Origin of the sequence: Micromonospora palythoicola (assembly GCF_036689795.1) — a bacterium.
GTDB classification, from domain to species: Bacteria; Actinomycetota; Actinomycetes; order Mycobacteriales; family Micromonosporaceae; genus Micromonospora; species Micromonospora palythoicola.
Genome location: NZ_JBAGKI010000011.1, coordinates 1 through 20,595, shown reverse-complemented (window position 1 = coordinate 20,595; position 20,595 = coordinate 1). Strand labels below are relative to the sequence as shown.

At 72.1% G+C, this 20,595-nt stretch carries 18 protein-coding genes; 7 read left to right on the top strand and 11 right to left on the bottom strand.

The window, feature by feature from the left end; translation table 11 throughout:
- Positions 1–33: 33 nt before the first annotated feature.
- The gene (gene hrpA / locus V5O40_RS07225; protein ID WP_332904747.1) at positions 34–4,089 is read right to left on the bottom strand and encodes an ATP-dependent RNA helicase HrpA; all 4,056 of its coding nucleotides are present in this window, start codon (positions 4,087–4,089) and stop codon (positions 34–36) included.
- Positions 4,090–4,408: 319 nt separating this feature from the next.
- Here hrpA and V5O40_RS07220 point away from each other — a divergent pair, with 319 nt between their 5' ends.
- Complete coding sequence (locus V5O40_RS07220) at positions 4,409–4,843, top strand: cytidine/deoxycytidylate deaminase family protein (protein WP_332904746.1); 435 nt, start codon at positions 4,409–4,411, stop codon at positions 4,841–4,843.
- Between the two features lie 44 nt (positions 4,844–4,887).
- Here V5O40_RS07220 and V5O40_RS07215 read toward each other — a convergent pair whose 3' ends face one another.
- The 4 genes from V5O40_RS07215 to trmB all read right to left on the bottom strand — a co-directional run bounded on the left by V5O40_RS07215 (position 4,888) and on the right by trmB (position 10,096).
- Complete coding sequence (locus V5O40_RS07215; protein ID WP_332904745.1) at positions 4,888–5,721, bottom strand: endonuclease domain-containing protein; 834 nt, start codon at positions 5,719–5,721, stop codon at positions 4,888–4,890.
- Positions 5,722–6,042: 321 nt separating this feature from the next.
- A complete protein-coding gene (locus tag V5O40_RS07210) occupies positions 6,043–6,687 on the bottom strand; it encodes a hypothetical protein (RefSeq protein WP_332904744.1) in 645 nt (214 codons plus the stop codon).
- A 119-nt stretch (positions 6,688–6,806) separates the two neighbouring features.
- Positions 6,807–9,311 (bottom strand): DEAD/DEAH box helicase, encoded by a 2,505-nt coding sequence (locus V5O40_RS07205; protein WP_332904743.1) that lies wholly within the window; start codon positions 9,309–9,311, stop codon positions 6,807–6,809.
- Between the two features lie 77 nt (positions 9,312–9,388).
- Complete coding sequence (trmB, locus tag V5O40_RS07200) at positions 9,389–10,096, bottom strand: tRNA (guanosine(46)-N7)-methyltransferase TrmB (RefSeq protein ID WP_408631837.1); 708 nt, start codon at positions 10,094–10,096, stop codon at positions 9,389–9,391.
- A 208-nt stretch (positions 10,097–10,304) separates the two neighbouring features.
- Between trmB and V5O40_RS07195 the strand changes: the two genes are divergently transcribed.
- Together V5O40_RS07195 and V5O40_RS07190 are read left to right on the top strand one after the other, a co-directional pair.
- Entirely contained in the window at positions 10,305–10,949 is a 645-nt protein-coding gene (locus V5O40_RS07195; RefSeq protein ID WP_332904813.1) for a hypothetical protein, read from the top strand.
- A 325-nt stretch (positions 10,950–11,274) separates the two neighbouring features.
- The gene (locus V5O40_RS07190) at positions 11,275–11,994 is read left to right on the top strand and encodes a class F sortase (protein ID WP_332904742.1); all 720 of its coding nucleotides are present in this window, start codon (positions 11,275–11,277) and stop codon (positions 11,992–11,994) included.
- 128 nt (positions 11,995–12,122) lie between these two features.
- On the opposite strand, the gene V5O40_RS07185 is transcribed toward V5O40_RS07190, so the two are convergent.
- The 3 genes from V5O40_RS07185 to V5O40_RS07175 form a co-directional block, all read right to left on the bottom strand.
- The gene (locus V5O40_RS07185; RefSeq protein WP_332904741.1) at positions 12,123–12,434 is read right to left on the bottom strand and encodes an antibiotic biosynthesis monooxygenase family protein; all 312 of its coding nucleotides are present in this window, start codon (positions 12,432–12,434) and stop codon (positions 12,123–12,125) included.
- Positions 12,435–12,628: 194 nt separating this feature from the next.
- On the bottom strand, positions 12,629–13,426 hold the full coding sequence (locus V5O40_RS07180; protein WP_332904740.1) for an exodeoxyribonuclease III: 798 nt from the start codon (positions 13,424–13,426) through the stop codon (positions 12,629–12,631).
- A gap of 124 nt (positions 13,427–13,550) precedes the next feature.
- On the bottom strand, positions 13,551–14,468 hold the full coding sequence (locus V5O40_RS07175; RefSeq protein ID WP_332904739.1) for a proteasome assembly chaperone family protein: 918 nt from the start codon (positions 14,466–14,468) through the stop codon (positions 13,551–13,553).
- A gap of 192 nt (positions 14,469–14,660) precedes the next feature.
- Between V5O40_RS07175 and V5O40_RS07170 the strand changes: the two genes are divergently transcribed.
- The gene (locus tag V5O40_RS07170; protein WP_332904738.1) at positions 14,661–15,425 is read left to right on the top strand and encodes an EcsC family protein; all 765 of its coding nucleotides are present in this window, start codon (positions 14,661–14,663) and stop codon (positions 15,423–15,425) included.
- On the opposite strand, the gene V5O40_RS07165 is transcribed toward V5O40_RS07170, so the two are convergent.
- Both V5O40_RS07165 and V5O40_RS07160 read right to left on the bottom strand, forming a co-directional pair.
- Entirely contained in the window at positions 15,413–16,261 is an 849-nt protein-coding gene (locus V5O40_RS07165; protein WP_332904737.1) for a GDSL-type esterase/lipase family protein, read from the bottom strand. The two genes, V5O40_RS07170 and V5O40_RS07165, sit on opposite strands and share 13 nt — an antisense overlap.
- 116 nt (positions 16,262–16,377) lie before the next feature.
- Positions 16,378–16,992: an antibiotic biosynthesis monooxygenase gene (locus V5O40_RS07160; RefSeq protein WP_332904736.1), complete on the bottom strand. Its 615-nt coding sequence runs from the start codon at positions 16,990–16,992 to the stop codon at positions 16,378–16,380.
- Positions 16,993–17,118: 126 nt separating this feature from the next.
- On the opposite strand from V5O40_RS07160, the gene V5O40_RS07155 reads away from it, so the two are divergent.
- From V5O40_RS07155 to V5O40_RS07145, 3 genes are read left to right on the top strand one after another with little or no spacing between them, the layout of a single operon-like run.
- Positions 17,119–17,382, top strand: a complete 264-nt coding sequence (locus V5O40_RS07155) for a DUF6343 family protein (RefSeq protein ID WP_269738912.1) — start codon at positions 17,119–17,121, stop codon at positions 17,380–17,382.
- Positions 17,383–17,396: 14 nt separating this feature from the next.
- Positions 17,397–18,809 (top strand): NADP-dependent succinic semialdehyde dehydrogenase, encoded by a 1,413-nt coding sequence (locus tag V5O40_RS07150; protein ID WP_332904735.1) that lies wholly within the window; start codon positions 17,397–17,399, stop codon positions 18,807–18,809.
- A gap of 42 nt (positions 18,810–18,851) precedes the next feature.
- Positions 18,852–19,811: a TIGR03885 family FMN-dependent LLM class oxidoreductase gene (locus V5O40_RS07145; protein WP_332904734.1), complete on the top strand. Its 960-nt coding sequence runs from the start codon at positions 18,852–18,854 to the stop codon at positions 19,809–19,811.
- 101 nt (positions 19,812–19,912) lie between these two features.
- On the opposite strand, the gene V5O40_RS07140 is transcribed toward V5O40_RS07145, so the two are convergent.
- The gene (locus tag V5O40_RS07140) at positions 19,913–20,443 is read right to left on the bottom strand and encodes a GNAT family N-acetyltransferase (protein ID WP_332904733.1); all 531 of its coding nucleotides are present in this window, start codon (positions 20,441–20,443) and stop codon (positions 19,913–19,915) included.
- Positions 20,444–20,595: the final 152 nt, after the last annotated feature.

The window sequence follows — 20,595 nt, the reverse complement described above, 5'->3', positions numbered from 1 at the left end:
GGAGCGGGGGCGGGAGCGGGGGCGGGGGCGGGGTCAGCGGGCTTCGGCGTCGTCCATGGCGCGGTAGATGCGTTGTTCGGAGACGGGGTGGGGGGTGCCGAGGGCCTGGGCGAAGATGCTGACCCGCAGTTCCTCGATCATCCAGCGGATCTGGCGGACCGCCTGCGACGAGCGTCGCGCCGCGGGCAGGGCGGCCAGGAAATCGTCGTACTCGCGCTGCACCACCGCGACGCGGTCCTGTTGCTGCTTGTCCCGTGCCGGGTTGCTCGGCAGCCGGTCCAGTCGACGCTCGATCGCGGTCAGGTAGCGCAGCAGGTCGGGCAGTCGGCCGTAACCGGCCTCGGTGACGAAGCCGGCGTGCACGAGGCCGGTGAGCTGGTTGCGGATGTCGGCCAGGGCGGCCACCACGGCCAGGTTCCGCGTCGCGCCGAGGCGCTGCTGCACCGCGTGGGCGGCGGCGAGCACCGCCCGGAGCCGGTCCATCACCGCCACCACCGTGTCCACCAGCTCGGCCCGGACCTTGTCGCGCAACGCGACGAAACCCGCCTCGTCCCAGGCCGGCCCGCCCGCGTCGGCGATCAGCTTGTCGATCGCCGCGCCGGCCGCGTCCTCGATCAACGCCTGCACCCCGCCGTGCGGGTTACGGGACAACGCCAGCTTCGCCTCGTTGCTCAGCCGCCCCTGGAGGAACTTCGCCGGTGACGGCACGGTCAGCCGCAGCAGCCGCCGGGTACCCGCCCAGTGGGCCGCCTCCTGCTCGGCCGGTGAGTCGAACACCTTCACGCCCACCGTCGAGCCCTCGTCGACGAGCGCCGGGTAGGCGGTCACCGCGTACCCGGCCCGGACCTGCTCGATGGTGCGCGGCAGCGTACCGATCTCCCAGCCGGTCAGCCCCGACCGGGCCACCTCCGGCGCGGCGGCGGCCACCACCTGGCGTACCTCCGCCTTGAGCTGGCGTTGCAGGGCCGGCAGGTCCTTGCCCTCGGCGACCGGTTCGTCGTCGTCGCCGAGCACCCGGAAGGTGACCCGCAGATGCGGCGGCAGCCTGCTCAGATCCCACGCGTCCCGGGGCACGGTCACCCCGGTCATCCGCCGCAACTGCCGGGTCAGCGCGTCCAGCAGCGGCTCCTCGCCGACGGTGATCGCGGCGAGCGCGGCGCGGGCGTAGTCGGGCACCGGCACGAAATTGCGCCGTACCGGCTTCGGCAGTGACCGGATCAGCGCGACGACAAGCTCCTCGCGCAGCCCCGGCACCTGCCAGTCGAAGCTCTCGGCGGGCACCTGGTTGAGCAACGGCAGCGGGATGTCCACCGTCACGCCGTCGGTCGGGGCGCCGGGCTCGAACGTGTACGTCAGCGGCAGCTCCACCCCGTCGGCCCGCCACTGGTCGGGGTAGTCGGCCTCGTCCAGCCCGCCCCGGCCCGCGTTGACCAGCAGTTCCCGGGTGAAGGTGAGCAGCTCGGGCCGCTCCCGGCGGGTCCGCTTCCACCAGCTGTCGAAGTGCCGCCCGGAGACCACCTCGGCCGGGATCCGCTCGTCGTAGAACTGGAAGATCGTCTCGTCGTCGACCAGGATGTCGCGCCGCCGGGCCCGGTTCTCCAACTCCTCGATCTCGGTCAGCAGCTTCTGGTTGTCCCGCCAGAACTGGTGGTGGGTGGACCAGTCGCCCTCGACCAGCGCGTGCCGGATGAACAGCTCCCGGCTCAGCGTCGGGTCGATCCGGCCGAAGTTGACCTTGCGCGAGGTGACCAGCGGGACGCCGAAGAGGGTGACCTTCTCGTACGCCATCACCGCCGCCTGCTTCTTCTCCCAGTGCGGCTCGCTGTAGCTGCGCTTGACCAGGTGCTGGGCGAGCGGCTCGACCCACTCCGGCTCGATCCGCCCGTTCACCCGCCCCCACAGCCGGGAGGTCTCCACCAGCTCGGCGGCCATCACCCAGCGGGGCGGCTTACGGAACAGCGCCGAGCCCGGGAACAGGGCGAACTTCGCTCCGCGCGCGCCCAGGTACTCGTGCTTCTGCGCGTCCTTCAGGCCGATGTGCGACAGCAGGCCCGGCAGCAGCGACTGGTGCACCTTCGGTGTGTCGATCTCCTCCGGCAGGTCCGCCCCGCCCTGGCGCCGCCCGCCGCCGTCGGGCGCGGCGTCCGGGCCGCCCCGCCGGCCGCGTCCCCGGTTCCGGTCGTCCGGGGTACGCAGCACCTGGCGCAGCTGGCTGACGATGTCCTGCCACTCCCGGACCCGCAGGTAGTTGAGGTACTCGGCCCGACACATCCGGCGGAACGCGCTGGAGGACAGCGCCCGCTGCTGCTCCCGCAGGTACCGCCAGAGGTTGAGGTACGCGACGAAGTCGGATTCGGCGTCGGCGAACCGGGCGTGCGCCTGGTCGGCCTGGGCCTGCTTCTCCGCCGGCCGCTCGCGCGGATCCTGGATCGACAGGGCTGCGGCGATCACCATCACCTCGGTGGCGCAACCGTTGCGTTCCCCCTCCAGCACCATCCGGGCCAGCCGGGGGTCGACCGGCAACTGGGCCAGCCGCCGGCCGAGGGACGTGAGGCGGCGGCTCGGCTCGGTCTCGGTCGGGTCGATCGCGCCCAGCTCGTGCAGCAGATTCACGCCGTCGGTGATGTTGCGGCGGTCCGGCGGGTCGATGAACGGGAACGCGGCGATGTCGCCCAGACCGATGGCGGTCATCTGGAGGATGACCGAGGCCAGGTTGGTCCGCAGGATCTCCGGATCGGTGAACGCGGGACGGGAGTCGAAGTCCTGCTCGTCGTAGAGCCGGATGCAGATACCGTCCGAGGTACGCCCGCAGCGACCCTTGCGCTGGTTGGCGCTGGCCTGCGAGATCGGCTCGATCGGCAGCCGCTGCACCTTCAGCCGCTGCGAGTAGCGGGAGATCCGGGCGGTGCCGGGATCCACCACGTACTTGATGCCGGGCACGGTCAGCGAGGTTTCCGCGACGTTCGTGGCCAGCACCACCCGGCGTCCGCCGTGCGGGGCGAAGACCCGGTGCTGCTCGGCGACGCTGAGCCGGGCGTACAGCGGCAGGATCTCGGTGTTGTGCAGGGGCCGCCGGTTCTGCACCAGCTTGCCCAGCGCCTCGGCGGTGTCCCGGATCTCCCGCTCACCGCTGAGGAAGACCAGGATGTCGCCCGGTCCCTCAGCGGCCAACTCCTCGACGGCGTCGCCGATGGCCTGGATCTGGTCGCGGACGTTCTCCTCGTCGGCGTCCTCGTCGCCTTCGGCGACCTCGACAAGTGGCCGGTAGCGCACCTCGACCGGATAGGTCCGCCCGGAGACCTCCACCACCGGTGCCGGCTCGCCGTCGGGATGCTCGGTGGTCGGCGGCCCGGCGAAGTGCCGGGCGAACCGGTCGGTCTCGATGGTCGCCGAGGTGATGATCACCTTGAGGTCGGGGCGGCGGGGCAGGAGCTGCCGGAGGTACCCGAGAATGAAGTCGATGTTGAGGCTGCGCTCGTGCGCCTCGTCGATGATCAACGTGTCGTACTGGCGCAGCATCCGGTCGGTCTGCAACTCGGCCAGCAGGATGCCGTCGGTCATCAGCTTGACCAGGCTGTTCTCGCTGACCTGATCGGTGAAGCGCACCTTGTAGCCGACCACGTCACCCAGCTCGGTGCCGAGTTCCTCGGCGATCCGGTCGGCCACCGTACGCGCGGCCAGCCGCCGGGGCTGGGTGTGCCCGATCAGCCCGCCGATGCCGCGCCCCAACTCCAGGCAGATCTTCGGCAACTGGGTGGTCTTGCCCGAGCCGGTCTCACCCGCCACGATCACCACCTGGTGGTCGCGGATCGCCGCGGCGATGTCGTCCTTGCGTTCGCTGACCGGCAGGCTCGGCGGGTACGTGATCGTCGGGACCGCGGCCTTCCGCCGCTCCAGCCGACCCTCCGCCGCGGCCGTCTCGGCGACGATCTCCGCCAGCACCGACTCGCGGCGCTGCGGATCGCGGAGCTTCCGCAGCCCGTCGAGCCGACGGCGCAGGTGACGCTGGTCGCGGAACATCAGCGGAGACAGGCGACGCTGCAACTCGCGGACGGGATCGGTCGCGGCGGGTGAGGCTGGATTCTGCATGTCGTGGCCAAGGATAGGCAGCCGCCCGCCGGTCCGCCTCCTGGTTACCCGGGCCTCGCTCCGGCCTGCTCCGGCCGGTCTGCTTCGGCTGGGCTGGCCGGGATGGGGCTGGTCCGTGATGTGGCGTCCGGGCCTGGTCGGGGGCGCACGGTGTCGTGTGCCGCCTGAGGTTGGCCGCCGCGCCTCCTTTGCTCTGCTTCACCCGGCGCAACGGTTGCGGCCTCGAATTGATGCGTGGGTTGAAGCAGAGAAAAGGAGGCGGTGTGGTGGCACCAGCGCGGCGGAGGTCTATCGTTGGGCGCCGAGCTGGGAGCGGAACGTGGGGACGCTGATGACGATGCGGGACACCGACCGGGCACTGGTACAGGCTGCCAGCGCGGTGGCGAAGCTGCGTTGCCGCAGCGTAGCCCACACTCTCGCAACGGCGGCCCGTACCGCTGACGGCCGGGTGATCTCCGCCGTGAACGTGGCGCGCGCGGCCGGCGGGGCCTGCCCCGAGGTGGTGGCTCTCGCGACCGCCGCCACCCAGGGCGTGGGGGAACTGGAGACCATCGTCACGGTCGGCGACCGGGGCAGGAACCTGGTCACCCCCTGCGACGCCTGCAGTCACCTACTGCTCGACCACTTCCCCGCGTTGCGCGTCATCGTCGGTCCGCCCGAGAACCCAAAGGTGCTGCCCCTCGCCGACCTGCCCCAGCAGGCGAATCATGATCCGAACAACTTGCCGGATGTTGTTGCCTCCGCCGATACCTGAGGCAGCAACATCCCCGAAGTTGCTCGGATCTTGAGGGCGCAGGATCAATGTGCGCGGTGGGCCAGGGCGTGGCGAAGCTCGGCGAGGAAGCCATCGAAGTCGTCGCGCATGCGCTTCGCGGTGACGTGCAGGACGATCCAGTCCTCGCCGAGGATCCGGTTGAGGCGTCGCCGGTCACGGTGGAACTGTTCAGGGTCGTCATGCCAGAGCCCGTCGTACTCGACGGCCACCCGCAACTCCGGCCAGGCCAGGTCGACCCGGGCGACGAACCTGCCCCGGCGTGTTACCACGAACTGGGTCACCGGCCTGGGCAGCCCGGCCAACATGATGCGTACCCGCAGCCGGGACTCGGGGATGGACTCCGCCCCGGCGTCGGCGAGCTCGACCACACGTAGCAGCCGCCGCCAGCCACGAAGGCCGACCCGGCGGCGGGCGAATGCCGCGACCTCGTCGAGGAGCACCACGCCTCGGGCGGCGAGCTGGTCCACGGTCGCCACCGCCTCCTCGATCGGGCACCACTGCGCAAGATCCCAGCAGGTGCGCTGAGGGTTGGTCACCGGGACGTTGTCATGCAGCATGATCTCGTCGCTGCCCAGATTGGCGGTGTGCACCACGAGACCTGAGACCGGACCGAACCGTTGACCTGTCGGGACGAGCACATCGACCGGCTCGTCAGTGTCGACGCCTCGGGCGCCGAACAGTGCCGCGGCGCTACGGCCTGCCACCGCGGCACCGTCGGGAAGCAGCAGTCGTGCCGCCGCCCGGCAACGGGTGCGGTGCGACATCGCCAGGTGGGAGTCGGCGTAGACATCCCGAAAGAGTTGCCGCCAGGCTTTGCTGCGCAGCTCGGTGCGGGTGAGTAACCCGCGGGCGACCATCTCGGATCCTCGGAAGATGCGCCCCCGCAACTGTGGGGGCCGCCTCGGTGGCACGGGCATGGCCCCACCTTGGACGAGCGGGCATGGGCGTCGCTGCCCCTGTGGATAACTCCGGAACGCGGCGGGCGGGCCGGGGCGACGTGACCGCGCGGCACGATGGGCGGATCGATGGTGGAGGGCTGCACCTGGGCCCGAGCGGGGTGGCTGGGCCCAGGTGCTGGCCGGGTGGCAGGGCCCGGAGCGGCCGGGTCGGAAGGTCGAGAGGTCTGAATGGAACAATCCCACCTCGCCCCCTGGACATCCGGCCACGGCCGGTGGTCGCTAAGCGGCGGCGGACCAGATGGCGCGGAAGGCGGCGGCTTCGCCGGCGAGCCAGCGTTCGATCTCGTCGGGCCTGGCGTTGTCGGGCATGCGGTGGGTGCTGCCCCGGCGCACGTCGACCAGGACCGGCTCGGCGTGCGGGAGCACGGCGTCCATGTGCCGGGCGGTCAGGTGCAGTGCCGCCAGCGTCGCCTCCTCGCTGGGCGGGTTCTCGTCGAAGTGCAGGCGCACGGCCTCGGCGCGGCCGTCGGCATACCGGATGCCGAAGTGCGGGTTGATCTTGATGGGTAGGTCGCCGAGCATGGCGAGCGCGTCGCGGGTCTGGGTCAGGTCGACCCCGGCGGGCTCGCCGAGGGAGTGCAGCCAGGCCGTCGCGCCGGGCACCAGCGCCTGGTAGAGCGGGCGCCAGCGGGGCTTGACCACGTCGACCACCTGCGCCAGGTGGGTGCCGCCGGTGTGGAAGGCGATGTCGGCCTTGAGCGCCTTCACGAACTGGCCGTGCGGGTTGAATCCGGAACGGCTCGCCCGCTGTCGACGTAGGCCACCGACGAAGCTGGCCTTGGTCGGGCCGGTGCGGTCGACGTACCGGGTGAAACCGAGGAGGGTGGCGTACGGCGTGAGGGGGGCGGAGATGGGCGCGGTCACGAGCATCCTCCCAGGTCAGGAACTCGATTAGTACATACATTCTAATCGACGACCCTGACATCGCCCAGGGTACGAAAGGGGCCGCCCGGGCATCCCGGACGGCCCCTTCGAAGAAAATTTCAGAGCTGGCCGACGTCGGTGATCCGGACGACGGCGGCACCCGCCTCGTCGGAGGCGGCGAGGTCGACCTCGGCGCTGATGCCCCAGTCGTGGTCGCCCTCCGGATCGTCCAGGATCTGCCGCACCGTCCACCGCTCCCGACCCTGTTCGATCATGAGCAGCGCCGGGCCCCGGGCGTCCGGACCGGTCTCGATCCCGTCGTACGACTCGAAGTAGGGCGCCAGCGCGTCGGCCCAGGCGTCGGCGGGCCAACCGGATTCGGCGTCCAACTCGCCCAGCGCGTCCCACTGCCGCAGCGCGGCCAGCTCCACCCGCCGGAACAGGGCGTTGCGCACCAGCACCCGGAACGCCCGCGGGTTGCGGGTGACCGCCGCCGGCCGGTCGTCCAGGGCGGCGGCCACCTCGGGCAGGTCGGTCGGGTTGCGCAGCCGCTCCCACTCGTCGATGAGGCTGGAGTCGACCTGGCGGACCAGCTCACCCAGCCACTCGATCAGGTCGACCAGTTCCTCGGTCTTGGCCTCCTCGGGCACCGTCTGCCGCAGCGTCTTGTACGCGTCGGCGAGGTAGCGCAGCACCAGGCCCTCGGAGCGGGACAGCCCGTAGAACTGCACGTACTCGGTGAAGGTCATCGCCCGCTCGTACATGTCCCGCACCACCGACTTGGGGGAGAGCTGGTGGTCGGCCACCCACGGGTGCCCCCGCCGGTACATCTCGTAGGCGTTGTCCAGCAGCTCCGCGAGGGGCTTGGGCCAGGTCACCTCGTCGAGCAGTTCGAGCCGGGCCTCGTACTCGATGCCGTCGGCCTTCATCGCGGCGACCGCCTCGCCACGGGCCTTGAACTGCTGCGCGGAGAGCACCTGGCGCGGGTCGTCGAGGATCGACTCGATCACCGACAGCACATCCAGGGCGTACGACGGCGAGTCGCCGTCGAGCAGCTCGATGGTGGCCAGCGCGAGGGGCGACAACGGCTGGTTGAGGGCGAAGTCGAGTTGCAGGTCGACGGTGAGCCGGACCCGCCGCCCGGTCTCGTCCGGCTCGGGCAGCTCCTCGACCACACCGCCGGCCCGCAACGCCCGGTAGATGGCGATGGCCCGGCGGATGTGCCGGCGCTGGGCAGCCGCGTCCTCGTGGTTGTCGGTGAGCAGGTGCCGCATGGCCGCGAACGCGTCGCCGGGGCGGCCGATGACGTTGAGCAGCATGGAGTGGCTGACCTGGAAGCTGGAGGTGAGCGGTTCCGGTTCGGCCTCCACCAGACGGTCGAAGGTCGGCTTGCCCCAGCCGATGGAGCCCTCCGGCGGCTTCTTGCGCACCACCTTGCGTCGCTTCTTCGGGTCGTCGCCGGCCTTGGCGAGCGCCTTCTCGTTCTCGATGACGTGTTCGGGCGCCTGCACCACGACCCGCCCGATGGTGTCGAAGCCGGCTCGTCCGGCCCGACCGGCGATCTGGTGGAACTCGCGGGCCTTGAGCAGCCGGGTGCGGACCCCGTCGTACTTGGACAGGCCGGTGAACAGCACCGTGCGGATCGGCACGTTGATCCCGACGCCGAGGGTGTCCGTACCGCAGATGACCTTGAGCAGCCCGGCCTGGGCGAGGGTCTCCACCAGCCGGCGGTACTTCGGCAGCATCCCCGCGTGGTGCACGCCGATGCCGTGCCGGACCAGCCGGGACAGGGTCTTGCCGAAGCCGGAGGTGAACCGGAACCCGCCGATCGCGGCGGCGATCATGTCCTTCTCGGCCCGGGTGCAGACGTTGACGCTCATCAGCGCCTGGGCGCGTTCCAGGGCGGCGGCCTGGGTGAAGTGCACCACGTACACCGGGGCCTGCTTGGTCTCCAGCAGCTCTTCCAGGGTCTCGTGCAGCGGCGTCATCGCGTACGAGAAGAGCAGCGGGACCGGCCGCTCGGCCGAGCGCACCACGGCGGTCGCCCGGCCGGTACGCCGGGTCAGGTCGTCGACGAACCGGGTGGTGTCGCCGAGCGTCGCCGACATCAGCACGAACTGGGCCTGCGGCAGCTCGATCAGCGGCACCTGCCAGGCCCAGCCCCGATCCGGCTCGGCGTAGAAGTGGAACTCGTCCATGACCACCTGACCGACGTCGGCCCGGCTGCCCTCGCGTAGCGCCAGGTTGGCCAGGATCTCCGCGGTACAGCAGATGATCGGGGCGTCGGCGTTGACGCTGGCGTCGCCGGTGAGCATGCCGACGTTCTCGGCGCCGAAGACCTCACACAGCGCGAAGAACTTCTCCGACACCAGCGCCTTGATCGGCGCGGTGTAGAAGGTCGTCCGGTCGTCGGCCAGCGCGGCGAAGTGCGCGGCGATGGCGACCAGGCTCTTGCCCGAGCCGGTCGGCGTATTCATGATCACGTTGGCCCCGGAGACGATTTCGATGACCGCCTCCTCCTGGTGGGGATAGAGGTCCAGGCCGCGCTCGGACGCCCAACTGGCGAACGCGTCGTAGAGGGTGTCGGGGTCGGCGGTCTTGGGCAGCGCGGCGGTGAGTGTCATGGCCGGTCCATGGTGCCTGGATCACGTGCCGGGACGCCAACCGGGCTCCGACGGCCGGCCCGGGCGGTGGGGTCGGCTCAGCGGCGGCGGTAGATCAGGTCGGCGATCGGGCGGCCGGCGCGCAGCGCCCGTCGCTCGAACCGGGTCACCGGCCGGTACGCGGGCCGGGGTGCGTACCCGTCGTAGGCGTTGACCAGGCCCGGGTCGGCGTCCAGGGTCGCCCGCATCGACTCCGCGTACTCCGCCCAGTCGGTGGCGCAGTGCAGCGTGCCGCCGACCGCCAACCGGGACCGCAGCCGCGCCACGTGAGTGGGCTGGATCAGTCGCCGCTTGTGGTGCCGGGACTTCGGCCACGGGTCCGGAAAGAAGACGTGTACCGCGTCCAGCGAGGCGGGCGGCAGCAGATCGAGCAACTCCATCGCGTCGCCGTCGACGATCCGGACATTGCCCAGGTCACGAAGGTGGATCAGGTCCAGCAGGTTGGCGATTCCGGGAGTGTGCACCTCGACCGCCAGATAATCTCGATCCGGGTCGGCGGCGGCCATCTCCGCGGTCGTGTCGCCCATGCCGGATCCGATCTCGACCACCAGCGGGGCCCGGCGGCCGAACAGGCCGACGGGGTCGAACGGGTCGGCGTCGGCGACGCGCAGCCCGTACCGCGGCCAGTGCTGTTCCAACGCCGCCACCTGCCGGCCGCTCATCCGGCCGCGACGCGGGTGGTAGGTGCGGATCGCCCGTACCGGATGCGGCACGGCGACGGCGGGAGTGGGGTCGGTGAAGGTCACAACACACCGAGCGTACGCGAACACGCGCCGGACCGGATGTGAGGTACGCCCGGTGGTGAGACCATCATCGGAAGAAGGCAGGACCGGGTGTCCGGCGGTGCCCGGCGACCGCCCCGGCGCACCGGGAGGGGGCAGCGTGTCAGCAGCGATCCACACTCGTCCGGCACCGTCCACCGCTCCGTGGCGCACCGTCGCGGCCGTCGCGCCACTGCTCGCGATCACGCTGGCCACCCCGCTGCTGACGCCCGTGCCGGCTGTGGCGGCGCCCCCGTCGGCGCCCGCCGGGGTGGCCGCACCGACCCGGTCCGCGCCGGCGGTGGAACCTCTGTCGGGGTCCGTGCCGAGCGGCACCGGATCCGGGTACCTGGCCGCACCGGCCCGGGCCGCCGTCGTGCCGGTCGTCGCCGGACGACCCGGCGTGCCCGAGGGCGCGCCGCAGCCCGGCCCGACCGTGTTCGTGGAGGTCTCGCCGAGCATGGTGGAGCCGGGCCACCTGGTCGGGCTCCGCGCCAGCTGCCATGACAACTCGGTGGGGGCCACCGTCGTCTCGGACGCGTTCGGTCGGGTCGCCGTGCAGCCGCAGCGCGGGCTGCTGACCGGCACGGCGATGGTCAAGGAGCGGGTGCTCCCCGGCAACTACCGGGTCAAGCTGGAGTGCCGGGGCGGCGAGACCGCCTCCACCATGATCCAGGTCGTACGCCAGATGAAGCCCAGCCGAGGGCCGGCGACCGGCTTCGGCGGCAGCGCCGGCGACATCACCGGCAATCTGCTGCTCCCCGGCGGTCTGGCGCTCACCGTCACCGGCATGGTCCTCTGGGTCACCGCGACCCGCCGTCGCGGCAGCCGACGGTGAGCCCGTCATGACCGCCGCCCGCGCACCCCGCCCCTCCGGTTCGGCCGGTGCGCCCGGCCCGGTCTCCGGCCGGGCCGGGCCGCGAACGGGTTCCGGTCGGTCGGCCCGCCCGGCCGGTGGCCCGCCCCGTCCCACCTATCGAACCGACCTGTTCATACCGCCGGACAGCTCGCCCCCGCGTCCCGGCGACCGTCCGGCCGGTGCCGGTCCCACGCCGCGTCCCGGCGACGGCGCGGCAGGCGCTGGTGCCGCGTCGGGTCGCGGCGGCCGTGCGGCCGGCTCCGGTGCCCCGCCGCGCCCGCACGGGTGGGCGGCGGTGCCGGACATGGGTTCCCGTCGCACCCGGGCCGCGGCGCCGTTCTCCGACCGTCGCCGGGCGCCGAGGAGTTCCAGGGGGACCGGCCGCACGTCGCGCTCCGGGCGCAGCCCATGGTCGCTGCCGCTGGCGGTGGTGCTCGTGCTGGCCGGCGTGTTCGCCACCGGCGCCGGGCTCGGGCACACCGTCGGGGGACCGCTCGACTGGACGGCCACCGGCGGCGAAGGGGGCTCCGGCGGATCATCGACGGTGTCCGCCGGGCGTACCGCCGCGCGGCCGGTGAGCCTGTCCATCCCGTCGATCGACGTCGCGGCGCCGGTGAAACCGGTCGGTGACGCACCGGACGGCTCGATCGCCGTGCCGCCGCTGAGCCGCCACGAGGAAACCGGGTGGTACGACCGGGGGCCGGTGCCGGGCGAACCGGGCCCGGCGGTCATCGTCGGGCACGTCGACACCAAGAGCGGCCCGTCGGTCTTCTACCACCTGGGCAAGCTGAAGGTGGGGGACACCGTCGAGGTGGCCCGGGAGGACGACTCGGTGGCCGTGTTCACCGTCAACTCGGTCGAACACTTCCCGAAGGATCGACTGCCCGCCGACCGGGTCTACGGCCACGAGGGCCCGCCCGGCCTGCGGCTGATCACCTGCGGCGGCGAGTGGCTCGGCGGCGGCACCGGCTACGCCGACAACGTCATCGCCTTCGCCACCCTGACCACCACCCGCCCGTCCTGACCTGTCCGCCGCTACTGCTCCGATCCGACACGCGCAGATAGTGCGATGGTCTGGTTGGCATGTCGGCACTCCTGGACTTCACCGTCGAGATCGTGGCGGTGATGTTCGAAGCGGTGAACGGCGCTCGGTCAGGGGACCTGCTGGACGACTTCGAATTCCAGGAGAGTGGCACCCGAGGCGACGGGTGGCCGCTTCTCCGCGCCCGGCGGGGTGGCGTGGGCGGCTCGGGCCGGGCCGGCGGCCCAGTCCTGGTACGCCTGCTCGGTCTCCCAGCGGGTGTAGACGAAGTAGCGGTTCTCGCCGGCCACCGGACGCAGCAGTTCGAAGCCGAGGAAACCGGGGGAGTTCTCCACCGCGCGGGCCCGGGCGGCGAACCGCTTCTCCAACTCCTCGCCACCACCGGGCGGAACATCGATCGCGTTGATCTTCACAACTGCCATGGTCCCACCCTAACCACGCATCCGACCCCGCCCGCCGGACCGGCCCATGTTCATGATCCCTGCAACTTCGCTGATACTGCTGCCTCGGAAGGCGCTCACCCAGCAGTATCAGCGAAGTTGCGCAACGGCGCGCAACGGCGCGCAACGGCGCGCAACGGCGCGGCACCGCGCAACGCGGTGTGGGATGGGGGCGGTCAGAAGGACTCGACGGTGGGGGTGAGGTCGGCGTCGACGACGATGGGGGCGTGGTCGGAGGGGCCCTTGCCCTTGCGGGCCTCCCGGTCCACGTACGCCGACCGGACGGCGCGAGCCAGCGGGGCCGAGGCGTACACCAGGTCGATGCGCATGCCCTTGTTCTGGTGGAACATGCCGGCCCGGTAGTCCCAGTAGGTGAACGGGTGCGGGCCCTTCATCGGGGTGGGCACCACGTCGGTGAGGCCGAGGTCGCGCAGCGCCGCCAGGGCGGCCCGCTCGGGCGGCGTGACGTGGGTGGAGCTGACGAACAGCGCCGGATCCCACACGTCGTCGTCGGTGGGTGCCACGTTGAAGTCACCGCAGACGGCCAGCGGTGCCGCGTTGGTCAGCTCGGTGTCCAGCGCGTCCCGCAGCGCCGCCAACCAGGCCAGCTTGTACGCGTAGTGCGGGTCGTCTGGCGTGCGGCCGTTCGGCACGTACACCGACCAGACCCGCAGCCCGCCGCAGGTGGCCGAGATCGCGCGGGCCTCCGGCTCGGGGAAGCCGGGCTCGCCGGGAAACCCGACGGTGACGTCGGCGAGGCCGACCCGGGACAGGATGGCGACCCCGTTCCACCGGCCGTCGCTGTGGCTGGCCACCGTGTATCCCAGCGCACCCACCTCGGTCACCGGGAAGGCACCGTCCGGGCACTTGGTCTCCTGGAGGCAGACCACGTCCGGCCGGGTGCCGGCCAGCCAGTCGAGCAGCCGGGGCAGCCGGGCCTTCACCGAGTTCACGTTCCACGTCGCCAGGCGCATGGTGCCAGCCTGCCCCATCCGGCCCCGACCCGCGCGGCCGGCGCGCTGCCGCCGCACCGGCCGAGGCGCCGGTGCTGGGTCAGCGGCGCCCCTTCCGGCCCGCGAGCCGTCGAGACGATGCCCTTCAGGGGGTGTCGTTGTTCGGGCGGGTCTGTTCGGCGAGGAACCGCTCCAACTCGGCGCCGAGTTCCTCGGCCGTGGGCAGCGGACCGTTCTCCGTGGCGAGCAGGTTCTTCTCGCCCCGCCCCCGGGCGTACGCGTCGTACTGCTCCTCGAGGGCCTGGACCAGGGTGGTGGCCTCGTCGCTCTGCGCGACCTGCCGGTCGATCTCCACCCGCACCACCTCGGCGGCCGAGCGCAGCCCGTCCCGGGGCAGCAGCAGCCCGGTGCTGCGGGACACCGACGCCAGCAGCACCTCGGCGGCGGCCGGGTACTCGGCCTGTGCCACGTAGTGCGGTACGTGCGCGGCGAAGCCCAGCGCGTCGCGGCCCGCCTCGCCGAGGCGGAACTCCAGCAGGTGGCCGACGCTGCCGGGCACCTGCACCCGTTGCAGCCACGGTTCGTAGCCGGCGATCAGGTCACGCCGGGTGGCGTGCGCGGTCACGCCGGTCGGTCGGGTGTGCGGCACCGCCATCGGGATCGCGTTGAGCCCGACGGTGAGCCGGACGTCCAGCCGGGCGGTAAGCCCGGCGACGGCGGCGGTGAACCGCTCCCACTGAAGATCGGGCTCCGGCCCGGTGAGCAGCAGAAAGGGAGTCTCGTCGTCGTCGTGGAGCAGGTGCAGCTCCAACTGCGGGTCGTCGTAGCTCTCCCAGTGGTCCTCGACGAAGGTCATCACCGGTCGGCGGGAGCGGTAGTCGAAGAGCTGGTCCAGGTCGAACCGGGCGATCGGGCGGGACTCCAGCGATGTGAGCAGTTGCTCGCGGGCGAGCCGGCTGGCGTTACCGGCATCGACGAAACCGGTGAGCGCCTGGATCAGGACCGGCTGACCGAGGTCGGGCAGATCGTCGGTGAGTTCGTAGAGCTCGTGTGGGTCGAGCACCGGTGCGGCCTCCCTGCAAGTGCGTAACGGGCCACCGGATCGCCGGCACCCCGATCGCCAGAACGTACCTGCCATCCTCGTGCATTCCTGCCGCGCCGGTCCGCCCGGCCCGGCGTCGCCGGGTGATCGGCCGACGGTACGCCGTTGCCCCCGCGGGGTACACATGGATGGGCGCCACCGAAAGGAGAGGTGATGAGCGACCCCGTACCCGCCGATGGCCAACCCGTCACCCCCGCCCCGCCTCCGCCGGGCGGCCGGGTCGTCGAGGCGCCACCGGCCACGCTGTGGGACCGGATGCGCCAGGATCCGCAGTACGCTCCCGAGCACCTCGCGCTCGAAGCGGTACGCCGGCTCGGCCCGGAGGCCGCGCAGTGGGTGCAGCGGGTCCGGGCCGCGCAGCCCGGGATCAGCGCCGAGGCCCTGGCGGACCAGGCGGTACGTCGGTTCGTCAACCAGGCCCGGCTCTCCGGTGCCGTCTCCGGTGCGGCCGGACTGCCCGGCGCGGTGATCGACGTCGGCGTGCTGGCCTGGACCCAGTCCCGGATGGTCCTGCACGTCGCCGCCGCGTACGGTGCGGACCCGACGAATCCCGACCGCGCCACCGACCTGCTGGTGTTGCAGAAGGTGCACAAGGTCGCCGCGAGCGCCCGGGTGGCGCTGGGAGTGGCGGCCGGACGCGAGCGCGCGGGCGCGCTGTTCGGTGGTGGCGGCCAGGCGCCGCTCGGCCGGGTGATGCTGCACCTCGGCGTCCGGCTCGCCCAGATGGCCGGGGTACGCGCGGCGAAGCGGCTCTTCGCCAAGGTGGTTCCCGGAGCGGCGATCATCCTCGGCACCTGGGCGAACTCCTCGGCCACCAAGAAGCTGGCCGAGCGTTCCCGGGCGCTCTACCGGCAGCCCGGCGGCCCCCGGATTCCGTTGCCCCGTCGTCCCGACCAGACGGGCGATCAGTCGGCGTAGCCGGCGGAGCGCCAGGTCACGTCGGCGAGGCGGGACTGACCGGCCGTGTTGGGGTGGAAGTAGTCGAGCCGGTTGACCAGGTCCAGGTCGAAGCGGACCCGGTGCGCGGCGCCGCCGTCGTAGCGGCACCGCGAGCCGTAGGCCCGGCACGCCGCCTTCAGCTGAGCGTTGTACGCGGTGATCCGCTCGCGGAACGCCGCGCGGCGGCTCCGGTCGGCCGGCGCGGTCGAGGTCGCGTCGGCCAGCAGCGCCGGGCACACGCCCCGTCGCCAGGCGCGGACCGCCCGGGGCTCGTCGTGGCCGACCTCCCAGAGCCGGTACAGGTTCGGGATGCTGACGACCAGGACCCGGGCCTTCGGTCGCCCCTCGCGCAGCACCCGCAACCCTCGGTTGATCTCGGCCCGGAAGTCGGCCACCGGGGTCATCGCGTCGATCGTGGCGCGGCAGGCGTCGTTGGCCCCGACCAGCACCGTGACGTAGTCGGCGCGGTCGCGTACCGCCGCCTCCGCCTGACCGGCCAGCGCGGACGCCCGGGCCCCCGCCCGGGCATGGTTGTGCGCCTTCCCGCGCAACCCGGGGTTCCGGTCGAGCAGCCGCCGGTAGTGGCTGTCCACCCGCAGTCCGTCCCCCGTCGACCAGGAGTTGCGCTGACACGAGGTGAGGACCAGGCAGGACCCGAAGCCGGTGGTGATCGAGTCGCCGAGGGCGGCCACGACGCGGGGGGAACCGGGCCGGACCGTGCCCGAGGGGCGCGGCGCCGCGTCCCCACCCGCCTCGCAGGCCAACGCGACGAGTGCGAGCAGGCAGACGGCGGCGGTGGTCCAGCGTCCAGGCATGACTTCCCTAGCCTCACAGCGCAGAGCGACGGCACGGTGACTCTACGCGGGTGAGGTCGGTTGGTCACGCGCTGTCGGGGATGCGCCAGTGTCCTGTCCTGTCCCCGACGGCCGTGCTATGCGCGGGGCGTCCGCTGCCCGCGCCAGGGCGCTTCCCGGCCGTGCAGCCACCAGTGCAGTGCCCGGGTGATCCGGGGTAGGACCAGGTAGGTCATCAGCGGGGTCAGGGTCAGCGTCATCACCAGGACCCGAGCCGCCGTCGGCAGCCCCGGCAGGAACTGGCCGGTCAGCAGCGTGGCGGTGAGACTGAGCGGGAAGAACGCCAACCAGATCGTCACCGCCTGCTTCCAGCGCGGCGGCGACTGCGCCACGGTCGGTTCCGCGTCCAGCGGCTCCACGGCCGCCGTGCGCGGCGGATCGAACCAGCCCTCGATGCCGGTCCGCCGCTCGACGTGGGTGTGCTCGACGATGCCCTGGGCCGACGTCAGCCACCAGTGGCGCTGCGGCGACTCCTCCCAGCGGCGCAGCGTGTCCGGGTCGGCGAACCGGTAGAGCATGTGCCAGTCGCCGGAGCCGGGGGCGCTGCGCACCCAACCCGCGCCCAGGAACCCCGGGAACGCCTCGGCCAGCGCCGTACCGGCCCGCATCCACGCCACCATCTCCTCGGTCCGGGCGGGGTCGGCGCGGCGGGCGACGGCGACGGTCACCGGCTCGGCATGGCTCACGGTCATGGGTCCATGGTCCCCGCCGATGCCCGGAATGGTCGGGTCACGCCGGCTTGGTGTAACGCAACGCACGGCCGGAAAGCGGGTGCGCGCTCGACGGTTAGCTCTGGCGGCGCGGGGTAGGTGGAGGTGATGACGAGATCACAGCCCCGGCGTGCCCGAGGCACGGTCGGTCACGCGTACAGCGCGCTGAACCTGCGGCTGGCGCTGGCCAGCTTCGGGCTCGTCACCATGACCGTTTTCGCGGTGTTGGCGTTCCGTGCCGACGTGGCCTGGTTGGGTGTCGTCTGCGCCGTTCTCGCGGTGGTTGCCGTCGTCGACCTGGTCGTCATCCAACGTCGTCGCGCCGCCCGCCGCCGGGAGGAGCCCGGCGCGCGGCACTCGCTGTTCGAGTGACAGGAGAAGTCCTGATGACCATCGCCACCACCAATCCGGTCAACGGCCAGGTGCTCAAGACGTACGAGCCGATGTCCGACGAGCAGATCGACGGCGCGATCGAACGGACCGACCTGGCGTACCGGCAGCTGCGCGGCACCACGATCGAGCAGCGCGGGCGGTGGCTGACCACGGCGGCCGGGATGCTGGAGGCGGAACGGGACGACATCGCCCGGCTGATGACCACCGAGATGGGCAAGACGCTCGCCGCGGCCAAGGCCGAGGTGACCAAGTGCGCCACCGCCTGCCGCTTCTACGCCGACCACGCCGCCGAGTTCCTCGCCGACGAGCCGGCCGACGCCGCAGCGGTCTCGGCGACCCGGGCATTCGTCCGGTACCAGCCGATCGGGCCGGTGCTGGCGGTGATGCCGTGGAACTTCCCGCTCTGGCAGGTCATGCGCTTCGCCGCGCCGGCCCTGATGGCGGGCAACACCGGCCTGCTCAAGCACGCCTCCAACGTGCCGCAGACCGCGCTGCTGCTGGAGGACCTGTTCCGGCGGGCCGGCTTCCCCGAGGGCGCGTTCACCACGCTGCTGGTCGGCTCCGAGGCGGTGGACCGGATCCTGAGCGATCCCCGGGTCCGTGCCGCCACGCTCACCGGCAGCGAGGTCGCCGGTCGGTCGATCGCCCAGATCGCCGGCCGGGAGCTGAAGAAGACGGTGCTGGAGCTGGGTGGCAGCGATCCGTTCGTGGTGATGCCGTCGGCCGACGTGGAACTGGCCGCCCAGGTCGCCACCACCGCCCGCTGCCAGAACAACGGCCAGTCCTGCATCGCGGCCAAGCGTTTCATCGTGCACACCGACGTCTACGACGCCTTCGCCGAGGCGTTCGCACACCGCATGTCGGCGCTGCGGGTGGGTGACCCGACCGACGACGGCACCGACGTCGGTCCGCTGGCCTCCGAGCGGGGTCGCGACGAGGTCGACGCGCAGGTCCGGGACGCCGTCGACAAGGGAGCCACCGTGCTCTGCGGCGGGGAGAAACCGAGCGGCGAGGGCTGGTTCTACCCGCCGACGGTGGTGACGGATCTGCACCCGGGGATGCGGATGTGGGCGGAGGAGGTGTTCGGTCCGGTGGCCGGGTTGTACCGGGCCGCGTCGTACGACGAGGCGATCGAGTTGGCCAACGGCACCAGCTTCGGGCTCGGCTCGAACGCCTGGACCCGCGACCCGCAGGAGCAGCAGCGGTTCGCCACCGACCTGGAGGCCGGTGCCGTGTTCATCAACGGGATGACGACGTCCTACCCGGAGCTGCCCTTCGGCGGGGTGAAGAACTCCGGCTACGGCCGGGAACTGTCCGCCCAGGGCATGCACGAGTTCTGCAACGTCAAGACGGTCTGGGTGGGGGAGGGGGCGGCCACCGCCGGTGCCGGCGCCCACTCCGAGTAGCCGCTGCTTACGAGCGGGCTCGGCTGGGTAGTGAAGCGCGGCATGACGGCGATCGCGTTTCACGCTTCCCACGAGCAGATCCACCCGCGTGAACTGTTGGCGGCGGTGGTCCACGCCGAGCAGGTCGGCTTCGACGCCGCCATGTGCTCCGACCACTTCGCGCCCTGGAGCGAGCGCCAGGGCCACTCCGGATTCGCCTGGTCCTGGCTCGGGTCGGCGTTGCAGGCCACCGGCCTGTCGTTCGGGGTGGTGAACGCGCCCGGGCAGCGCTACCACCCGGCGATCATCGCGCAGGCGATCGGCACGCTCGCCGCCATGTACCCGGGGCGCTTCTGGGCGGCCCTCGGTTCCGGTGAGGCCGCCAACGAGCACATCACCGGCGACGCGTGGCCACGCAAGGACGTACGCAACGCGCGGCTGCGCGAGTGCGTGGACGTCATCCGTGCCCTGCTTGCCGGCGAGGAGGTCAGTCACGACGGTCTGGTCCGGGTCGACCGGGCGAAGCTCTGGAGCCGCCCGGAGCAGCCGCCGGCACTTGTCGGCGCCGCGGTCAGCGTCGCCACCGCCCGCTGGTGCGCCGAGTGGGCGGACGGCCTGATCACGGTCAACGCGCCGACCGACCACCTGCGCCGCATGATCGACGCTTACCGGGACGCCGGCGGTCGCGGACCGGTGCATCTCCAGGTGCACCTGAGCTGGGCGCCGGCGCAGGCCGAGGCCGAGGCGATCGCCTACGACCAGTGGCGCAGCAACGTCTTCGCGCCGCCGGTCTGCTGGGACCTGGCCACTCCCGAACACTTCGACGTGGTCTCCGCCGAGGTGCCGATGGCCCGGCTCGCCGAGGTGGTCAACATCTCCGCCGACCTGGGCCGGCACGTCGGCTGGCTGGAGGAGTACGTCGACTTGGGCTTCGACCAGATCGCCCTGCACCACGTCGGCCAGGACCAACGCCCCTTCCTGGACACCTTCGCCGACCAGGTCCTCCCCAAACTCCGCCCCTAACCCCACCCCACCCCACCGACCGTCCCCGTTGATCATGAGGTTAGCGGCAGTTGTCGATCTTCAAGCTGCCGCTAACCTCATGATCAACGCAGGTGGGCGGGCTAGAGGGGGCGGGTGAGGACCTGGCCGGGCCAGGGTGGGTGGTGGGGGCGGGGGACGGTGAAGGGGGTGGTGGGGGTGAAGCCCTGGCGTTCGTACCAGCGCACCAGCGCGCCGTCGTCGCCGGCGTAGCAGTCCACCCGCAGTAGCCCGACCCCGCGTTGCCGGGCCAGGTCGGCGGCGTGCGCCAGCAGCCGCCCACCGATTCCCCGCCCGGCGTACGCCCGGTCGGTGACCAGCAGGTTGACGTACAGCTCCGGTTCGGTCGCGGGCGGCACGTACTCGGTGGCGGTCCCCACCACCAGTGCACCGACCGGACGTCCGTCCAACTCGGCCAGCCACAGTCCGCCGCCGGTGGCCCACGCCTCGGCCTGGGCGATGCGGCGGGGATCCGTCGAGGCGGGTCCGGTGCCCCACTGCCCGGTCCGTCCCTGCCGCACCAGCCAGGCCGTCGCGTCGTCGAGCAGCCGCAGCACCTCCGCCGCGTCCGCCGGCCCGCCGGCTCGCAACGTCGTCCCATGGTCGTCGTTCACGCCCCCGATCCTGCCGCACGACACCGACCCCGCCACCCGTGCCCGACGACCAAGAAGTTCTGGTCCGGACTCGTCAGGAGTCCGGACCAGAACTTCTTGATCACTGCGGGCGGGACGGGGGCCGCGGGGGGGGGCCGGGGGCGGCCGCCCCC